18 protein-coding genes are annotated in these 18,789 nt (G+C 64.6%); 7 read left to right on the top strand and 11 right to left on the bottom strand.

The window, feature by feature from the left end; translation table 11 throughout:
- The first annotated feature begins 178 nt into the window (after positions 1-178).
- Both M9H71_RS20735 and M9H71_RS20730 read left to right on the top strand, forming a co-directional pair.
- Entirely contained in the window at positions 179-601 is a 423-nt protein-coding gene (locus M9H71_RS20735) for a DUF5330 domain-containing protein (protein WP_455406804.1), read from the top strand.
- Positions 602-718: 117 nt separating this feature from the next.
- Entirely contained in the window at positions 719-1,147 is a 429-nt protein-coding gene (locus tag M9H71_RS20730; protein ID WP_164602932.1) for a SufE family protein, read from the top strand.
- Positions 1,148-1,169: 22 nt separating this feature from the next.
- Here M9H71_RS20730 and M9H71_RS20725 read toward each other — a convergent pair whose 3' ends face one another.
- A complete protein-coding gene (locus tag M9H71_RS20725; protein ID WP_455406803.1) occupies positions 1,170-1,781 on the bottom strand; it encodes a DUF6456 domain-containing protein in 612 nt (203 codons plus the stop codon).
- 121 nt (positions 1,782-1,902) lie between these two features.
- Entirely contained in the window at positions 1,903-2,541 is a 639-nt protein-coding gene (locus M9H71_RS20720) for a TetR/AcrR family transcriptional regulator (protein ID WP_455406802.1), read from the bottom strand.
- Between the two features lie 83 nt (positions 2,542-2,624).
- Here M9H71_RS20720 and M9H71_RS20715 point away from each other — a divergent pair, with 83 nt between their 5' ends.
- Entirely contained in the window at positions 2,625-3,365 is a 741-nt protein-coding gene (locus M9H71_RS20715; protein WP_455406801.1) for a 3-oxoacyl-ACP reductase family protein, read from the top strand.
- A gap of 7 nt (positions 3,366-3,372) precedes the next feature.
- Here the strand turns inward: M9H71_RS20715 and M9H71_RS20710 are convergent, their stop codons facing one another.
- Positions 3,373-3,789, bottom strand: a complete 417-nt coding sequence (locus M9H71_RS20710) for a MucR family transcriptional regulator (RefSeq protein ID WP_455406800.1) — start codon at positions 3,787-3,789, stop codon at positions 3,373-3,375.
- 195 nt (positions 3,790-3,984) lie between these two features.
- A complete protein-coding gene (locus M9H71_RS20705; RefSeq protein WP_455406847.1) occupies positions 3,985-4,860 on the bottom strand; it encodes a hypothetical protein in 876 nt (291 codons plus the stop codon).
- Positions 4,861-5,124: 264 nt separating this feature from the next.
- Here M9H71_RS20705 and M9H71_RS20700 point away from each other — a divergent pair, with 264 nt between their 5' ends.
- On the top strand, positions 5,125-5,907 hold the full coding sequence (locus M9H71_RS20700; protein ID WP_455406799.1) for a class II aldolase/adducin family protein: 783 nt from the start codon (positions 5,125-5,127) through the stop codon (positions 5,905-5,907).
- Positions 5,908-6,378: 471 nt separating this feature from the next.
- Positions 6,379-8,376: a methyl-accepting chemotaxis protein gene (locus M9H71_RS20695; protein WP_455406798.1), complete on the top strand. Its 1,998-nt coding sequence runs from the start codon at positions 6,379-6,381 to the stop codon at positions 8,374-8,376.
- A 24-nt stretch (positions 8,377-8,400) separates the two neighbouring features.
- Here M9H71_RS20695 and M9H71_RS20690 read toward each other — a convergent pair whose 3' ends face one another.
- From M9H71_RS20690 to M9H71_RS20660, 7 genes are all read right to left on the bottom strand, one after another.
- Complete coding sequence (locus M9H71_RS20690; protein ID WP_455406797.1) at positions 8,401-8,688, bottom strand: DUF3325 family protein; 288 nt, start codon at positions 8,686-8,688, stop codon at positions 8,401-8,403.
- Entirely contained in the window at positions 8,685-10,304 is a 1,620-nt protein-coding gene (locus tag M9H71_RS20685; RefSeq protein WP_455406796.1) for a PepSY-associated TM helix domain-containing protein, read from the bottom strand. The genes M9H71_RS20690 and M9H71_RS20685 overlap by 4 nt, the downstream gene beginning before the upstream one ends.
- A 19-nt stretch (positions 10,305-10,323) precedes the next feature.
- Positions 10,324-10,605, bottom strand: a complete 282-nt coding sequence (locus tag M9H71_RS20680) for a DUF3649 domain-containing protein (RefSeq protein WP_455406795.1) — start codon at positions 10,603-10,605, stop codon at positions 10,324-10,326.
- Positions 10,602-11,324: a cobalt ABC transporter substrate-binding protein gene (locus tag M9H71_RS20675; protein ID WP_455406794.1), complete on the bottom strand. Its 723-nt coding sequence runs from the start codon at positions 11,322-11,324 to the stop codon at positions 10,602-10,604. The genes M9H71_RS20680 and M9H71_RS20675 overlap by 4 nt, the downstream gene beginning before the upstream one ends.
- 74 nt (positions 11,325-11,398) lie before the next feature.
- Positions 11,399-13,720 (bottom strand): TonB-dependent receptor, encoded by a 2,322-nt coding sequence (locus M9H71_RS20670; RefSeq protein WP_455406793.1) that lies wholly within the window; start codon positions 13,718-13,720, stop codon positions 11,399-11,401.
- A gap of 335 nt (positions 13,721-14,055) precedes the next feature.
- A complete protein-coding gene (locus M9H71_RS20665) occupies positions 14,056-15,462 on the bottom strand; it encodes a M20/M25/M40 family metallo-hydrolase (RefSeq protein ID WP_455406792.1) in 1,407 nt (468 codons plus the stop codon).
- Between the two features lie 186 nt (positions 15,463-15,648).
- Positions 15,649-17,259 carry a helicase HerA-like domain-containing protein gene (locus M9H71_RS20660; RefSeq protein ID WP_455406791.1) on the bottom strand — a complete coding sequence of 537 codons (1,611 nt, stop codon included), beginning with the start codon at positions 17,257-17,259 and terminating at the stop codon, positions 15,649-15,651.
- A 330-nt stretch (positions 17,260-17,589) separates the two neighbouring features.
- Between M9H71_RS20660 and M9H71_RS20655 the strand changes: the two genes are divergently transcribed.
- Together M9H71_RS20655 and M9H71_RS20650 are read left to right on the top strand one after the other, a co-directional pair.
- Positions 17,590-17,961, top strand: a complete 372-nt coding sequence (locus M9H71_RS20655) for a DUF2267 domain-containing protein (protein ID WP_455406790.1) — start codon at positions 17,590-17,592, stop codon at positions 17,959-17,961.
- A gap of 17 nt (positions 17,962-17,978) precedes the next feature.
- Positions 17,979-18,386: a DUF4332 domain-containing protein gene (locus M9H71_RS20650; protein ID WP_455406789.1), complete on the top strand. Its 408-nt coding sequence runs from the start codon at positions 17,979-17,981 to the stop codon at positions 18,384-18,386.
- Positions 18,387-18,789: the final 403 nt, after the last annotated feature.

Below are 18,789 nucleotides of genomic sequence, written 5' to 3'. Positions count from 1 at the left end.
CGTCGAGAAGCCCAGCTCCGTCAATCGAATATTTACGCCGAATCGGCTCGGCGGAATTTTCTGCGGATTTCGCTCGAATTCTAACTACGCAAAAAACTCCGAATTCATCGCCGCGCCCGTAGGACGGAGTTCGATTGCGAGACCAATCGCAACGGGGTTTGGACGACGGGGTCGCGAGATGTTCTTTTTGCTTCGCTTGGCGTTTTGGATCGGAGTGGTCCTGGTATTTCTGCCGCGCGAGTCGACACCGGATTCGGAGAAGCTGCCGCAGATCGGCGCCTCCGAGGCGGTGTCTGCGGCGAGTGCCGCGGTGTGGGACTTCAGTCAATTCTGCAAGCGCCAGCCGGCGGCTTGCGAGGTCGGCGAACAGGCCGCAACGGTGATCGGTCATCGCGCGCAGGAAGGCGCGCGTAAGCTGTATCAGATCATCACCGAGAAGCGGGGCGAGCCGACCGGTGCGATCGGCGCAAGCGATGCGCCCGATCCGTCGCTGGCGCCGCGCGACACGCTGACGGCCGAAGACCTAAAGATCGAGTGGAAGCTGCCTGGCGCCGAAACGGCAGCGGTCAATGCGGGCGGCAAGCCGACTGCCACCAATTAGGGCAGAGCTCGACGATCGAAGCAGGCGATTCGCGCTTTCGAGCGCGCCTGCGAAGCCATATATCTGTGGGCACAGGTTCCATTGCGCGCGAACCGCGACCGACAGATACGGGGCACGATGACGATTGACGAGATCAGGGACAATTTCGCGCTGCTCGACGAGTGGGACGACCGCTACCGCTACGTGATCGAACTCGGCCGCACGCTGGAACCGATGCCCGAGGACGAGCACTCTTCTGCGAACAAGGTGCAGGGCTGCGCCAGCCAAGTGTGGCTGTCGCGCAAACTGACACGCAACGCGGCCGGCGAGCCGGTGCTGACCTATCTCGGCGACAGCGACGCGCACATCGTCCGCGGTCTGATCGCGATCCTGCTCACACTGGTGTCGGGCCGCACGCCGCAGCAGATCCTCGCCGCCGAGCCGATCGCGGTGTTCGACGAACTTGGCTTTCGCGAGCACCTGACGCCGCAGCGTTCCAACGGCCTGCGGTCGATGATCGAGCGGATCAAAGCGGACGCTCGCGAGACACTCGCCGCATCGAGCTGACCGGCGGCGGCTCTGCCGCCCTTCACGGCACCACGAACGCCGCATCCTCGGCCAGCCAGCTCCGCAGCCGCGGTTTGGCGTCCTCGATCCGCGGCGCAAGGCCGTAGTGCCGCGCCAGCCGATCGAGCGCGAGCTGCAGCACCACCTTGGCGGAGCGCGACGGCCAGCCGCGTTCGCGCTCGACGTCCTCCAGCCCGCGCAGGAAGCAGCAGACGTCGAGCAGGATACCGGAGAACTCCGGCCCGCAGGCGTCCAGGGCGTGATGCACCCGCTGCCGCGCCGCCACGACCAGATCGGTCATCTCTCCAGCGCCGCCACTGTCGGCGCGCCCTGTCGGCGCTCCCCAATTTGACGTCACGCGTGGTGTCAGGTTGCCGCGGGTGAAGTCGGCGCGAAGCCGTTCGCCGGCAACGAATTGCTCGGCGCTGATCATGGCGCGGCCGTCGCGCCCTTTGCGGCGCGCCAGCCAAGCGAGCGGGCTTTCGCTATCGTCGATGGTGACGCGTGCCAGCCCCTCGGCGGTCATGATGTCGCGCTCGGCCAGCGCCAGATGGCTGGCGCGGAAACCGTCGACCTCGGCCTTGCCGTGCTCGCGAGCTGTGACGGACCTCCGTCCGCGGCGCCTGGTGTGCATGTCGTCCGTCCTTTCCCAGACTCGATCTAGGAAAATATTCTCACAACACGTCGACGGCGACAAGGGCGTCACCACACGATGTTCGGATTTTTTTTCCTCGTCCCACAAGTCAGCCGTGGCTTCAGAACCCAGCGCTCCACCCGGCTACGGCGCGGCGCGCCACCGCCTCCAGTTCGTCCCGGCTGGCACCGTCGCGGGCCAGGATCGACATACCGACCTGGATCGCCTGGATAAGCCTGGCCTGGCCATGGACGTCGGTCGAGGCCGGCAGCTCGCCGGTCGCCACCGCCGCGCTCAGGCGCGCCTCGAGCCGGTGCAGCGTCACAGCGCGAGCCTTGCGTACCAGCTCGCCCAACTCCGTGTGCCCCTCGCTGCCGACCGCCGACAGCGTCACCATACAGCCAAGCGGATGATCGTCCGGTCCGCCGGTCAGCACAGCAGCAGAGTCCAGCAGATAGGCCGTCACCGCGTCGCGCGCGGTCGGCGCGGTGTGAAACCGGCCCCAAACCAGATGCTCGTAGGTGGCCTCGTAGTACCGCAGCGCTTCGGCATAAAGCGCATCCTTGGCACCGAACGCCGCGTACAGGCTCGGCGCCCCGATTCCCATCGCCTCTGTCAGGTCGGCAATCGAGGTCGCCTCATAGCCTTTCGCCCAGAACAGCCGCGTCGCCTGCGCAAGCGCCCGCCCCCGATCAAACGCACGGGGCCTGCCACGCGGCCGCGTGGCGCGATCGTCCAAGGTCGAATCTGATTTTTGCATCACTCGCTATATAAATCACTTGACCGGCGTCCGGCAATTCACATAGCAATTTACGTATCGATCATTATAAAATAGAGGACGATATGGTTGAGCTGACGGGCAAGCGGGCATTGGTCACGGGCGCCTCGCGCGGCATCGGCGCGGGAATTGCGATCGAATTGACCGCCAAGGGGGCTGACGTCGCGATCACCTATGAACGGTCGGCCGATCGCGCCGCTGAGGTGGTACGGGCGATCGAAGCCAAGGGCCGCCGCGGTCTGGCGATCCAGGCCGACAGTGCCGATCCGGCCGCGGTGAGGCATTCGGTGGAGGTAGCAGTGTCCGGCCTCGGCGGTCTCGACATCCTGGTCAACAATGCCGGCATCGGTCGTGTCGGACCGATCACTGGACTCAGCCTCGCCGACATCGACGCGCTGCTGAACATCAACGTGCGTGCAGTGGTTCTGGCCTCGCAGGCTGCGATCCCGCACCTCGGTCAGGGCGGACGGATCATCTCGATCGGCTCGACACTCGCCGAGCGGGTGCCGTTCGCGGGCTCGACCGTCTACGCGATGACCAAGTCGGCGCTGCACGCCTTCACGCGCGGACTGGCGCGGGAACTCGGGCCGCAGAGCGTCACCGTCAATCTGGTCCAGCCAGGATCGATCGATACCGACATGAATCCGGCCGATGGCGAACAGGCCGATCAGCTCCGCAGCCTGACGGCGCTCGGACGCTACGGCAAAGCGGAAGAGATCGCGGCCGTGGTCGCCTTCCTGGCCAGCCCGGCTGCCGCCCTGATCACCGGCGCGATGATCACCGCGGACGCAGGCTTTTCAGCTTGATGCCGCGTTACTTCCGCCGCCGGCGCTGCTGGCCGAGTCCCATTTTCTTGGCGAGCTGCGAGCGCTCGACCGCGTAGTTCGGGGCCACCATCGGGTAGTCCGCGGGAAGCCCCCACTTCTCGCGGTACTGCTCCGGCGTCATCTTGTACTGCGTGCGCAGATGCCGCTTCAGTGACTTGAAGCGTTTGCCGTCTTCCAGGCAGATCAGATACTCCGGCGTCACCGACTTCTTCACCGGGACGGCCGGCTTCGAAGGCTCCTGGGGCGCCGCTTCCGGGCGGCCGGCTGACAGACGCTGCAGCGCGGCGTGAACCTGCCCGATCAGCGCCGGGATCTCGCTGGCCTGGGTCGCATTGTGGCTGACATAGGCCGAGACGATCGACGCGGTCAGCTCGACGTAGCTTTTGCCCGTGGTGTCACTCATCGGCCGTCCTTCGTCGCTCGTTCGAACACGCCCGCGGCGGCCCGCGGGCGCGTTGATTAAATTGTCCGGGATACTCGGTGCTAAACGGAAGATCGCCGCCACGCGACGACTCTAACCTTGCTGATACCGAAGTTTATTTACGGTGGTGCAGTGGAGCAAGGTAGACCAATAGACGAACCGTGCGCCGGGCGCGCATCAGCTCCGCTGTTCGAGATGCTCGCGAAGCTCGTCGATCGACTCGAACCGCATCATGCCTTCCGGCATCTGCGCCTCGATCGAGCCGTCGGAGTACAACGAATAGGCCATGCCGTCGACGACGCCGGACTTCAGCACCGTGACCTGCTGCATTTCCTCACTGCGCGGCGCCGGGGTCGGCTCCAGCAGACCTGAGCGTTCCTGTGCAGGCTCGTCGGCGTCCGCAGCGGATCGCATCCGCGGCCAGGCCTCCTCGAAGGTGGTCGCCGCCCCGCCGAGCAGATCTGCGGAGGCCCCATCCCCGCCGGACTGGGCCGCGCGATCCCGCTCGCGCCGCGAGGACGCGAACAACAGATTGCGCCGCTTCGGCGGAGTTGTCTCGTCCTCCTCGGCCTCCAGGGCAGCTCGACGCCCGCTGTCGCCAGGCGGCGGTGGAGGCGGCTTGATCTCGAGGGGCGGGGCGACCCGCTGACGCAGCCGGTCGCGCGCGCTGGCTTCCTGCTGCCAAGGCGCCGCCCCCGCAGGCTCCGCTGCCGCGGACAGAGGCTGCGCTGGCGGCAACGACGGCTCCGGCCGCTCGCCTGGAAACAGCGCGTCGCTGTCCGTGTCCGCGGCGGGCGGCAACGACAATTTCGCTCGCGTCGGAGCCCTGGCCACGCTCGGTTCCGTCTCATCGGCCGCCAAGCCGGCGCCGATCAGCCGCAGCTCACGGATCACTGCCGACAGCCCCAGCAGCAGCGCACCGGTGCACGCGCCCACCACGCCCGACAGGATCAACGTGTTGCCGAAGCTGAACTCCTTGACCGGGACGCCGACCATGATCGACGCCGCTCCGGCCAGCAGGAAGACGATGCCGGCGACCAGAAGCAATATCATTCTCAACTCCACGCCGGGGCGGATCGCCACGGCAGCCCTCGTTACGATAGCGTCATCCGTCCCAGATCGGCAATCGCCGCAAACCTTTGCGAACAACTTGTTGGCACGGCGGTTGCGAGCCCCTGCCGCTTCCCGCCGACTCGGAACGCCACCCGGCCACATGCCTGCCGCGCTTCGGTCGACGCTTGCTGCAAGACATTCGCAGCACTAGGCTTCCGCCACGTCAACGCGTCGGACAACGGCGCCCACAGGAAGAGGAAACGCATGTCGCCAGCCGAAGCCGCACGCCTGAGAGAAGTTCCCGCCGACATGACCGAGGCCGAATGGGAGCAACGGGTCAATCTGGCCGCCTGCTACCGTCTGGTGGCGCTGTACGGCTGGGACGATCTGGTCGACACTCATATTTCGGCCCGGGTGCCCGGCCCCGAGCACCACTTCCTGATCAATCCCTACGGGCTGATGTTCGACGAGATTACCGCCTCCAGCCTGGTCAAGGTCGACCTCGACGGCAACCAGCTCACAGAAAGTCCGTACAAGATCAACCCGGCCGGGTTCACCATCCATTCGGCAATTCACGAAGTCCGCGAGGACGCCGGTTGCGTCATCCATCTGCACACCCCGGACGGCACCGCGGTGGCGAGCTGTATGGACGGCCTGCTGCCGATCAACCAGACCGCGCATTTCGTCACCGGCGACCTTGCCTATCACGACTACGAAGGCGTCGCGCTCGATCACGACGAGCGTCCGCGCCTGCAGCGCGATCTCGGCGACAAGAACCACATGTTGCTGCGTAATCACGGCACGCTGACGGTCGGCCGCACCGTCGCCTCGGCTTTCGAGCGGATGTATCATCTCGAGCGCGCCTGCACGATGCAGGTCCGCACTAAGATGCTCGGCCCGACCGCCTATCCGCTCGAGCAGATGGTCATCGACAAGAACCACGACCTGATCGCCAACCGCGACTCGATGGAGCTGCGCTCGACGAAGCTGGTGTGGCCGCCGCTGCTGCGCAAGCTCGACCGCATCGACCCGAGCTATCGGAGCTGAGACCTATCCCCATCATGGCGAGCGCCAGCGAAGCAATTCAGCGAGTCCACCAAGATTATGGATTGCTTCGCGGGCATCTCATCTTGGCAGTGACGCTCTGATCGTCGAAGGTTGAAATCCGACGCCATGATGATATGATTATTGCATCACCCTCTACGCTATTGGAATCCAAACGCCGCCCAATTCCGGGCGGCGTTTTTGCTTCGGCATACCGCGGATCCTGCAGCCGCTCCGATTTGTGACATAATTATTTCGCCGCACTCCCCACCACCGTCGCCACACTAGCGAACGACACAGCACACACGCGCAAGTAATCAATCGATTCTCGATTTGCCTCTCTTCGACAAATCTCGTTTGTCGATTTACCGAATGTTGTCGTCTGCGGTCCATGGGTGACGCGCCGACAACTAACAAGTCGGCGAGATACGAACACACAACGTTCGCAAAACTGTCACGAGCTCCGGCCACCCAATGCGTCAGTTGCACTCCGCCTCGAAACGCCTCCTGAAATCGCCCTTCAATCGCATCAAGATCGGCCTCCGTATTCAGATCGCATTATTGGGTCTGATCGGGGTCGCACTGGTTGGCGCGGCCTGTCTCGTCGGCCTGCGTTCGGCCGCCGATGCCGAGCGTCGATCCGACGCTAGCGTCGCGCTGCGCTTCGACGTGATGCAACTATCGTCGGACTATCTGCAAGCCGGACTGATCGCGCACGAATTCCTGCGCACATCCGACGAAAAGCTGATCGCGAAGCACGATGCCGTCGCAGCGTCGGCGAAGAGCAGACTGCAGGACATCGAGCGGCGCCTCGGCCAATCGGACGGCGACGAAGCGACCAAGCAATCGACCGCGCTGCTGGCCGGCTTGAATCTGTATCTCACGCGTTTCCAGAATCTGCTGTCGGCCAAGCACGTGCTCGGCCTCACCGAGCAGGATGGTTTGCAAGGCAGACTGCGCGATGCAACCAAGCGGCTCGAAGCGAAGCTGGCCGAGATCGACGATCCTCGCCTATCGGTGCTGATGCTGACGATGCGACGCCTGGAAAAAGAGTTCATTCAGAAGGGACGTGAGAAGGACGGCGATGCCCTGATCGAGCGCGCCTCCGACTTCGCCGCCGCGCTGACCAAGAGCGATCTTGCTCCCGACCGGGCGAAGGAACTGACTGCGCTGATCGGCGGCTACAAGTCGAGCTTCCTCGCCTTCATGGTCAGCCAGCAGAGTCTGAACGAAGAAATCGACGACTTCGCCTCGGTGTTCGCCCGCAACCGGCCGACTCTGGATGCGCTGGTGGCGAGCGCGGAGACACGCTATCGGGCCTCGCAGGCGAGCGCAGCCGAGGTCCAAAGCCTGCTCAACTGGATCGTCGGCGGCGTCACCTTGGCAATGGCGGCGCTCGCCTTGCTGGTTGGGCAGCGCATCGCCAACTCGGTGACACGCACCACCGCGGCGATGCAGCGGCTCGCCGCAGGGGATTTCGAGGCGGTGCTGCCAGGATTGGAGCGCAGCGACGAGATCGGCGAGATGGCGCGCGCTGTCGAAGCCTTCAAGGCTGCATCGCAACGAGCGGCGCGCGACGAGACCGAAGCCAAGATCGCGCAGCAGCAGATCGAAGCCGACCGTCGCAAGGCGGACATGACCACGCTGGCCGACGGCTTCGAGATCGTGGTCGGCAAAGTGATCGAGACTGTCTTCCAAGCATCGTCCTCGCTGGAAGCATCGGCAGGCTCGTTGACGCAAACCGCGGAGACGTCGCGCCAGCTCACGATCGCCACCGCTTCGGTGTCGTCCGAAGTCAGCGCCTGTGTCGGAACGGTGGCGGCTTCGGCCGAGCAATTGCTCGCCTCGGTCGATGACATCGGCCGACGGATCGTCGAGTCGACCACGATGACGGCCGCAGCGGTGCAGCAGACCCGGCAAACCAGCGAGCACGTCCTGCAACTCGCGCGCGCCGGCGATCGTATCGGCGACATCGTCGGGATGATTCAGACCATCGCCCGGCAGACCAATCTTTTGGCGCTCAACGCCACGATCGAGGCCGCGCGCGCCGGCGATGCCGGCCGCGGTTTCGCCGTGGTCGCGTTTGAAGTCAAAGCCCTCGCCGAACAGACCGCAAAGGCCACCCAGGACATCCAGCGGCAGGTCGCCGACATTCAGCAGGCAACTCGCTCGTCGGCCGGTTCGATCGACGAGATCGTCGGCCTGATCGAACGCATCTCCGAGACCATCTCCACCATCGCGTCGGCGATCGAGCGGCAGGGCCACGAGACGCGGGCGATGTCCGACAACGTCACCAAGGCCGCCGCTGAGACGGTTCACGTCGGGACCAGTATCGAACGGGTCCAGCGCGGCGCCGAACACGTCGAGAGCGCCTCGCGCGACGTGTTCGCTGCGGCAAAGTCGCTGGCCACCGACAGCGACGTGCTAAGGCGGGAGGTCGCCGACTTCCTCGGCTCGGTGCGTTCGGCTTAGCGCGCCGGCGACCAAGAGCTTCGATCACTGCCGCATTGCGGACCTGCGGCCGTAGCCGATCAACACGACATAAACCAATGCGGCGGCCAGCGTGGTGTGGCCGCTGAACTTGACCAGGCCGAAGCCCCAGCCGGAGGCATCGACCAGCACGGCGAGCGCGGCCAGCAAAGCGCAGCCGCCGGCGGCGCGGAGCGCGAGCACGACCGGCCGCCGCAGCGACCGACGCAGGATGTCGTGCTGCGGGCGGCGCAGTCCGAACGCCAGCACGGTGAAGCCCAGCAGGCAGAGAAGCTGTGCCAGCGCGTGGCTCATGTCGCGGCCTCGTTAGAGATGGCAGTTGTCCCTCCCCCCTTTGCCGTGCGACGCGTCGGACGGACCCGAGCGCCATGCCGCGCGGTGCGGATCGCCAGCAGCGCGTGCAGCAGCGCCAGCGCCAAGCACATCAGGTCGATGCCGGCGAACACCCAGTCTCCGCTCGCAAGGCTGTGCCACAGCGGGCGCTGCGTGGTCGCAGCATTCAGTACCGGGATCAGCGCGAGCAGCGCAGCAGCGGTCCAGAGCTGCTCGATCCACGCCGCCTTGGCGGGCCGTAGCAACGCATGCAGCAGCATCAGCCCCCAGGCGATGAAGAATAGGTGGACCTCCCAGAACGGCCGCTCCGCCATTGCAACCGGCAGCAACCGGTTCGCCCACAGGAATGCCGTCATGGCGATCGACAGTCCGGCGATGCTGGCGATGTTCAGCCTCTCGACCAGACGGAAGCCGAAATACGGCCGCTCCGGATCGGGCAGCTTCTGACGGCGCTTCACCGTCCACATCACCAGGCCGGTGCCGACCATCGCGGTGCCCATGAAGCTGACTAGGAAATACAGCCACCGCGTCTCGAGGTCGCTGAACCGGCCGAGATGCAGTGCGTACATCACGCCGCGGGTTTCCGCCGCCGCGCCGACACGATCGTGTACGGCCAGCAGTTTCCCGGTGACGCCGTCGAACTCGATGTAGTCGGGACTCATCGACACCCGCCCCGCATCGCCGCGGGTCACCGCGATGCGCGCAGTCGCATCGCCTGGATTGGAGGCGTTGACGCGCCCGACGTCGGTCGTCCCCCAGCGCTGCTGCGCCTGCCGGACCATCGCCTCGATCGAGCCCAGTGGCACCGGCTCGCCGCTCGGCTTGCCGGCCTGGATAAAGGCACTGAGTTCGGCAGTGAGCTGCTGTCGTTCGGCCGGCGTTTTGATGGCTGCACGTTCACCCCATGGCACGTAAAGCGCCATCAGCGTCACCAGCCCGGTGTAGGTGATCATCACATGGAACGGCAGCCCGAACACCGACAGCGCATTGTGGGCATCGAGCCACGAGCGCTGGCCCTTGCCCCAGCGGAAGGTGAAGAAGTCGGTGAAGATCTTCTTGTGGGTGATCACGCCGGCCAAGATCGCCACCAGCATCGACATCGCCGCAAGGCCGGCGAGCAGCCGTCCCCAGAACGGCGACATGTAGTAGAATTGAAAATGGAAGCGATAGAAGAAATCGCCGCCGAGCGTATCTCGCGCCTCGACACGGTGGCCGGTGATCGGATCGAAGTGGTCCTGTCCGAACGCGCGCGCCCCCTTCCCGCCCGGAATCCGCCAGAACGCGTAGACTGCATTGCTGCGCTCGTCGGGAAGTTTGATGCTCCACTGCGAGGCGTTCGGCGCGATCCGCCCGATTTCGCTGGCGGCCCGCTGCGCCACCACCGCCAGATCAAGCGGCTGGGTCAGGCGCGGCAGCTCCGGCCGCATCCATTGCGACAGCTCTTCCTTGAAGTACGACACCGTGCCGGTGAGAAACATCGCATACAGCACCCAGCCGAGCAGTAGCCCGGTCCAGGTGTGGAGACCGGACATGCTCTGCCGGAAGCCTCGGTTCTTGGCATGCTGATCGTGCGGCATCGTCACGTCCCGGGCGGCTTCACGACGCAGACCACGCCAACGGTGCCAAAACCGCAGCGACGATCGCAAGGCCGATCCAAGCTCTCAGCGCGCTACGCGCCGCGAACGCCCAGATCACAACCACGGCACAGACCGTAAAACTCGCGAGCTGGCCGGTGAGCACCGCCTGCGGCTTGCTGATCGGCAGCGCCAGCACCGCCACGCTGCAAAGCGCCGCAAGCCCGTAGCCGCCGAGCAGCGCCGCGACGATGCGCGACGTCAGCGCACCGATCGACCGGAGGCGATGCGCCCGCGCCGTCATTTGCGCGGCGCAGCCGGCGTCGCAGGCGGACCGGGCGGAAGCGGCGAGAGCCCATCCGCCTTCTCATAGGTCACGGTGGTGGCGTAGCTGATTGCGTCGTATTTCTCTCCCGCACGCTCGCCCGCGGTGCGATCGGTATAACCGACCTCGGCGACGTAGACGCCTTTCCACGGCATGTCGAAAGTCACGAGCCCCTGCGCGTCGGTGTGCGCCTCCTTCGCCCAACCCGACTGCGTCGTCAGCGTCACCTTCGTCTTCGGCTTGGGCTGATCCTTGAACACCAGCCTGAACTGACCCGGCTGCCCGGTCGGGACCAAATCGAGCGGCAGCTTCGGCTGCTGCGCGGCGAATCCGGTGATCAGCCGCGCGGCGGGATAGAACCAGTTGCGGCTCTCCTTGTCCTGCTGCTTCCAGGTGTAGAGCGGATAGCCGGCGTCTTCGGCGACGATGCTGTCACCGGCCGCCGCAGCGAACGGCAGTTTGAAGCCGCTCGCGGTCTTGCTCGCCTCGGCCTTCTGCTCGCCTTTGGCAGACACCAGCGTGCCGGTCACCTTGGCGAATTTGTCGAGCAGCCCCGGCGAGGCTTCGCGCAGGTTCTCGCCGAACTCGCCGAACCGCACCAAGGCCGCGCCGTCCGCCTGCTCGATCCAGATCTGATGCGCCTGCGCCGACGTCATCGCACCGAGCATTGCCAACATCGCCAGAGAGAGATTTTTCATTCCGATCACCTTGTTTCGAAACGTGGGTGCCCGGCACGAGGCCGGGCACGGTGTTTGCCAAACCGCATATGCGATCAGAAGTCGAATGCAGCGGACAGCAGGTAGGTCCGCGGCGCGCCGACGGTGACGAACGTTCCGGTGGTCAGCCAGTAGTTTTCGCCGGTCACATTTTCGATGCTGGCGCGGAAGGTAACCGGCTTGCCGGTGATCGCGGTCGTGGTGTAGCGCGCACCGATGTCGAGTCGAGTCCAGTCCGGGAAGCGCTGCGTCGGCAGGTTGGCGCTCGTCAGATACGAGCCCGAGGTGTAGATCACGCGGCCGTTGAGCGCGAGCCCACGCACCCACGGCGTGTCCCAGTCAAGGCCGGCGGAGACGGTCGTATCCGGTACGCCGGCCGCATCGTTGCCGCGCTCCAGCGGATTGCTCGGATTGGTCAACTCGGGCTTGAGGAAAGTCGCGCTGGCCATGCCGCGCAACCCGGGAAGCAGCAGGCCGTACACCGACAGCTCGACGCCGCGGTTGCGCTGCTCGCCATCATAGGCGAGTTCGTTGGCCGCATTGCGGATCGAGTTCGGCCGCGTGATCTGGAACACCGCTGCGGTGGTAGTGATGGTGCCCCAATCGACCTTGATGCCGGCTTCCTGCTGTTTCGACTTGTATGGCGCCAGCACCGCGCCGGTGTTGGCGTAACCGGCACCGACGATGGTGCCGCGGGTCAGGCCTTCGGCGTAGTTGGCGTACAGCGACACGTTGTGCCACGGCTTGATCACGATACCGGCGAGCGGCGTCGTGGCGCTGGCATCATAGCCGCTGGTCAGCGCTCCGGTCGTGGTGTTGAAGCTGTCCACCTTCACGTTCTGCTGGCGAGCGCCGAGCGTCAGCAGCACCGTGTCGTTCAGAAACGACATCGTGTCGGCAATCGCAACGCTGGTCAGCGTCGTATCGGACGATTTCTGCGGAGCGTTGCGCGCGCCCGTCACCAGCGGCAGCGGCGACGGATTGTAGATGTTCGACGGCACCGACTGCGCCGCGGAGTTGGCCACATAGGCATTGCCGGCTTCCTGATTGAAGCCGGTGTAGGCGACATTCACCGAGTGGCCGATGAAGCCGGTGTTGAATTTGGCCCGCACGCCAGCATTGCCGCTGACCGTCTGGGTGTACGAGTCGTAGTAAGCGTTGATCAGCCGGAAATTGCCGAACTGATCGATGCCACCGGTATAGCCGGAGACTCGGGAATCCGGGAAGGTCTGGTAGTTCTCACCCTGCCGATAGCCGAGGCCGGCATAGGCGGTCAGCCAATCGGTGATGTCGTATTCGAGACCCGATGCGATAGTGTGATCCCGCTGGTTCAACACCGTTCCGGGGTACCAGTTGCTGCGCGCGTCCGGCGGCGCGGGAATGAACGGAACCCCCGTCTGGATGGACATCTGCGGGCGGAAGTTCTTCGTGTCGTCGTTCTGGGTGATGGCATCGAGCGTCCAGCGCAGCCGGTCGCTGCGATAGTCGACCGACAGTGCGGCGACGCCGCTGCGCCAATTGCCACCGTCGACCGTGGCTTCGCCGTTGCGCGCGACGCCGTTGAAGCGGACGCCCCATTCCTTGTTGGCGCCGAACCGCTGGCTCGAGTCGAGCTGAACGCCGTAGTTGCCGGCGCTCATGAAGAACGGCGTGACCCGCGCGAACGGCACCTCGGTGGCGCGCTTGGTCACGATGTTGACGGCGCCGCCGATACTGCCGCTGGGAGCGATGCCGTTGATCAGCGCGCCGGGCCCCTTGAGCAGCTCGATCCGCTCGATGATCTGCGCCGGCACGCGGCTCGACGATACCAAGCCGTACAGACCGTTGAGGCCAATATCCGTCGCACTGACCGAGAAGCCGCGGATCTGGAAAGTGTCGTCGAAACCGTTCGGGCCGGTCGACAGCCGCACCGAGGAGTCGTTGATCAGCGTGTCGGCCGCGGTGCGGGCCTGCTGGTTCTCGATCAGTTGCGAGGTGTAGTTCACGGTCGAGAACGGCGTGTTCATCACGCTGGTCGAGCCGAGCAGGCCGAGCGTGCCGCCCTGCGCCACTTGGCCGCCCGCATAGGCCGGCGCCGGGGCGCCGATGGTGCGGGTCGAGCCCATCGTGGTCGGCGGCGCGGCTGGAGGCGGCGGCGGCTCGGCAGCTCGGCGCGGCGCCACCCGCGCCGCGCGCTGCGGCGTGGCGCGCGGCTGCGCGGTGCGCGTGGCGGACCGAGCGCGTTGCTGCGGCGCATCGACCGAGACCGGCGGCAGCACGCGCCGCTCGGCTTCCTGCGCCCGCACGGGCGACGCACTCAGGCTCGCCACAGTGGCCGTGACGACGCCTGCCGCGACGCCCAAGTAAAGACGATTCTTGTTGTTCTTGAAGTTGCTCACTCAACGCCCCCAATTCCAATGATTGGGGCCGGGGTAGGAGACGCAGACGAGAGAGGCAACGAGGTACGGTTTAGAATCGATATACGTCGATCAGAGCACCGCACTAACAACTTAGAACGAATCTATTGTTCCTGCTGTGACCTATTTGCGCGGCCTGCGCGTCATTGCCGACGTGGCCGAGAAGCAATCGCCTGCCAGGCAACGCCTATGACCGCGTTGCGCCACCGCAGGCGACCGCGCACATCAATCTAGAACGATTCCGAGCTTGCGCGGCTTCGTCGAGGATCAGGACGAAGCTCGCGCAACGCGAGGTGACGTTGTGACGCGGCGTTAGTTTACCGCGGTGCATCCGCCAACGCGCCGAGAATCCGCACCCACGAGCGAATCCCTTTCTGAAAACTGTTCAGATCGTATTTCTCGTTCGGCGAGTGGATATTGTCGTCGTCGAGACCGAAGCCGATCAGCACCGAGTCGAGACCGAGCGTGCGCTTGAAATCGGCGACGATCGGGATCGACGCGCCGGAGCCGATCAGCACCGCTTCCTTGCCCCACTCCTCGGTCAGCGCGCGGCTCGCCGCGGTGAGCGGCTTCATGTCCCACGGCAGCGCGATCGCTGCGCCATTGGAGTGATCGAGAAACTCGGCGCGGCAATCGCCCGGCAGCCGGGCGGTGACATAAGCGCGGAACGCATCGCGGATCTTGTTGGGGTCCTGCCCTTCGACGATGCGGAACGACACCTTGGCCGAGGCTTCCGCCGCGATCACGGTCTTCGATCCCTCGCCGGTGTAACCGCCGACGATGCCGTTGATGTCGCAGGTCGGTCGCGAGATCAGCTGCTCGATCAACAAACGATCATCCTCACCGGCTGGAATCGACAGCCCGATCGCGCCGAGGAAACTCTCGGCCGTCAGGTTCAGCCCCTTCCACTGCGCCAGGATCTCCGGAGGCAGATCCTTCACGCCGTCATAGAAGCCCGGAATGGTGATGCGGCCGTGCTCGTCGTGCAGGCCGCCGAGAATCCGCGTCAGCACCCGGATCGGATTCTGCGCGCCGCCGCCATAGACGCCGGAATGCAGATCGCGGTTCGCCGCCTTGATCTTCACCTCTTCATAGACGAGGCCGCGCAGCGAGGTGGTGATCGCCGGCGTCGCCGGATCCCACATCCCGGTGTCGCACACCAACGCGAAGTCGGCGGCGAGGTCCTTCTTGTGCGCGTCGAGGAACGGCACGAAGTTCTTCGAGCCGACCTCCTCCTCGCCCTCGATCACGATAGTCAGATCGATCGGCAGTTCGCCGGTCGTATCCTTCCACGCCCGGCAGGCCTCGATGAAGGTCGAGAGCTGGCCTTTGTCGTCCTGCGCGCCGCGCGCCACGATGATCTTGCGGCCATCGGCATGGTCGGTCACAACCGGCTCGAACGGCGGACGGTGCCACAGCTCCAAGGGATCGACCGGCTGCACGTCGTAGTGGCCGTAGAACAGCGCGTGCGGCCGGTTGCCGGTGTTGCTCTTGGCCTTCGCCACGATCGCCGGATGACCGGCGGTCGGCCTCACCTCGGCAATGAACCCGATCGAGGCGATGTCTGCCGCCAGATGCTCCGCCGCCGCCTTGCAATCCGCCGTGAACGCCGGATCGGCCGAGATCGACTTGATCCGCAGCAACGCGAACAGCCGCTGCAACGCGGAGTCGAAATCGGCATCGGCGCGGGCGAGCACCGTTTGAACGTGAGAGCTGGCGGACATGCAGTGTTCCTCTATGTGAACTCGTCATGCCCGGCCTTGTGCCGGGCATCCACATCTTGCGGCAGGAACCGCGGGTTGACATGGACGGCCGAGACGAACCCAGCCATGACGAATGATAGGCAATTGGCTCCAACTATGAAGACGTCCGGATGCAGCCCGTGTCTGCATTCCGGCTATCTTCTCGTCTCACCGCCGCAACATGCCACCCAGCGTGCCGCGAACGATCGAGCGACCGACCGAGCTGCCGAGCGAGCCGCCGACCTTCTTGCCGAGTTCGGCGGCGAGGCCGCCGACCACGGTGGTGGCGACAGTGCGGGCGACGCTGCGCGCCACCACCTGACCGGTGGTGAGCTTGCCGCGCGGTGTATTGGTGCCGAAGATCGTCGAAACCATACTGCCGAGCTGGCCGAACAGACCGCCGCTGCCAGGCTCCGCCTCGTCGCCGGCAGATTTGCCTTCGATCCGCGCGCGCAGCTTCTCATAGGCGGATTCCGAATCCACCGCGGTATCGTATTTGCCCTTCACCGGGCTCGCGGCAATGATCGCCTTGCGCTCCTCGGGCGTGATCGGTCCGATCCGCGCCGAGGGCGGCCGCACCAGGACGCGTTCGACCATCGCCGGCGTGCCGTTGCCTTCGAGAAACGACACCAGCGCCTCGCCCTTGCCGAGCTCGGTGATCACCTTGGCGGTATCCAGCTTCGGGTTCGGCCGGAAGGTGTCGGCCGCGGCCGCCACTGATTTCTGGTCGCGCGGCGTGAACGCGCGCAGCGCGTGCTGCACCCGGTTGCCGAGCTGCGCCAGCACGCGGTCCGGCACGTCGATCGGGTTCTGGGTGATGAAGTACACGCCGACGCCCTTGGAGCGGATCAGCCGCACCACCTGTTCAATTTTGTCCATCAACGGCTTGGGCGCATCGTTGAACAATAGATGCGCCTCGTCGAAGAAAAACACCAGCTTCGGCTTGTCGGGATCGCCGACTTCCGGCAGTTCCTCGAACAGCTCCGACAGCATCCACAACAGGAACGTGGCGTACAGCCGCGGATTGCTCATCAGCTTGTCGGCGACGAGAATGTTGACGAGGCCGCGCCCCTGGCTATCGGTGCGGATGAAGTCCTTGAGCTGCAGCGCCGGCTCGCCGAAGAACTTCTCGCCGCCCTGATTTTCCAGGACCAGAAGCTGACGCTGGATGGTGCCGACGGTCTGCTTGGTGACGTTGCCGAGCGACTGGGCGGCCTGGCGGATATCGGCATTGACGTCGCCATTGTCTGCGACCTTCTGAGCGATCGGCGCGATCGCATCGAGCATCGCGCGCAGATCCTTCATGTCCATCAGCGGCAGGCCCATGTCGTCGGCGACACGGAACGCAACGTTGAGCACGCCTTCCTGCACGTCGTTGAGATCGAGCATCCGCGACAGCAGCAGCGGCCCCATCTCGGAGACGGTGGCGCGCACCGGATGGCCCTGCTCGCCGAACACATCCCAGAACACCGTGGTGAATTGATCGGGCAGGAATGTCAGCCCGATGTCCTTGGCGCGCTTGAGGATGAAGTCCTTGGCCTCGCCGACCTCGGCGATGCCGGACAGATCGCCTTTGATGTCGGCCGCGAACACCGGCACGCCGGCCCGGGCAAAGCCCTCCGCCATCACCTGCAGCGACACGGTTTTGCCAGTGCCGGTGGCCCCGGTCACCAAGCCGTGGCGATTGGCGAGATTCAATGACAGCCACGCCGGCTGCTCGCCCTTCCCGATAAAAATCTTGCCGTCGGTATCACCACTCGCGATGCCGCTCGCCGCCATCTTGTCGTTTCCTCGCTCAGAAATTCCCGGCGATCGGTCGCCCGGTGCCGCACGCATCCTGCCTGTGCCATCGGAACCATTCAACGACGATCGCGGCGAGACGTTGTCGCGATATTCACCCTACCACGCGCAACAACGTCTGGTGCGTAGATTCCAGCTTGCTCGAAAGCGTATGGGGCACCGCGGTTTTGCAATGTTGCAACACTGACGAATCGAATCACGCGCGACGACTGCCACGATCACGGGGGTCGCTTGTGTTTCGTGGCAGAGCGGATCAGGATGATCCGACAACATGGACCGGCATTTGAGAGCCGGCGTGGCGGGGGCGTGATGGACGAGTTGATTGAAAGGCTGGCCGACAAGGCCGGTCTGGATAGGTCTGTTGCCGACAAGACCATCGGCATTATTCTCGCCTTTCTCCGCAATGAAGGACCGCAGCAACCGGTCCAGGCCTTGATCGACAGCATTTCCGGCGCTGAAGCGGCAATCGAAGCTGCGGACGCGTCGCTCAGCGGTCTGAGCCGCCTGATCGGCGGCGGCGGTGTTATGGCGATGGGCACCAGACTGCTCGGGCTCGGGCTCAGCGTCTCCGAGATCCAGATGATCGCCCGCGAACTATTCAAGGCCGGCCGCGACAAAATCGGAGCGGACCAAATGGGCGCCATCATCGAGGGCACGCCCGGGCTCCGCCAGTTCACCTGAACCTTGTATCGAGTGCCATGACATACCCAATTTCCCAGCTCGACGGCATCACCGAGGTCGCCGCGAGCAAATTGAAATCGGTAGGAATTCGCACCACCGAAGCGCTACTCGAAGCCGCCCGGACCGTGAAGGGGCGTAAGGCGCTCGCCGCGAAGACCGGCCTCACCGAGCAGCAATTGTTGCAATGGGCCAATCTCGCCGACTGCATGCGGGTGCCCGGCCTCGGCAAGGCCAAGGCCGATCTGCTGCGCGCCGCCGGGGTCTCCACCTTGCGCGAGTTCACCCACCGCAATCCGGCGCGGCTGGCGCAGAACATGAAAGAGGCCAATCTCCAACGTAAACTGGTGCGCGCTCTGCCGTCCGAAAAAGAAGTAGGGCAGCTGATCGAAGAGGCACGGAAGTTGCCGCTGAAGATTAGTTACTAGAGGTGGAAGAACGTAATTTGACGACATGCGTTTGGCGGAGCACTGCGCGCCGCCGTTGAATAAGTACATGCCCGACTCGCGAATCCAAAAGCCGATCTAGACTGAATTCATCCGCCCCTCTGGAAGACCGCCCATTTTCTTTTGACTCCAATCAAAGCAAGCAAAGGCGAAATTGTAAGAGACTTCGAGCGCTCTCACAGAGCGACACGATACAATTGTCAAAAATTCAATTACCTACGCTGCTACCTATACAAAATTGACTTCTGTCGAAATCAGGAAGCCAAAAATGCACGCCATTCGCGCCGCATACTGCTTTGTGGCATTCTTTATAGCAATTCTTGCTGTTAATCCGGCATCAACTCAGAGTGCCCCGCAGAAAGTCTGACCTGCCCCTGAATTTTTC

The organism is Rhodopseudomonas parapalustris (assembly GCF_053772255.1).
The sequence above is the reverse complement of the archived record's forward strand: the minus strand, read 5'-3'. Positions and strand labels throughout refer to the sequence as shown.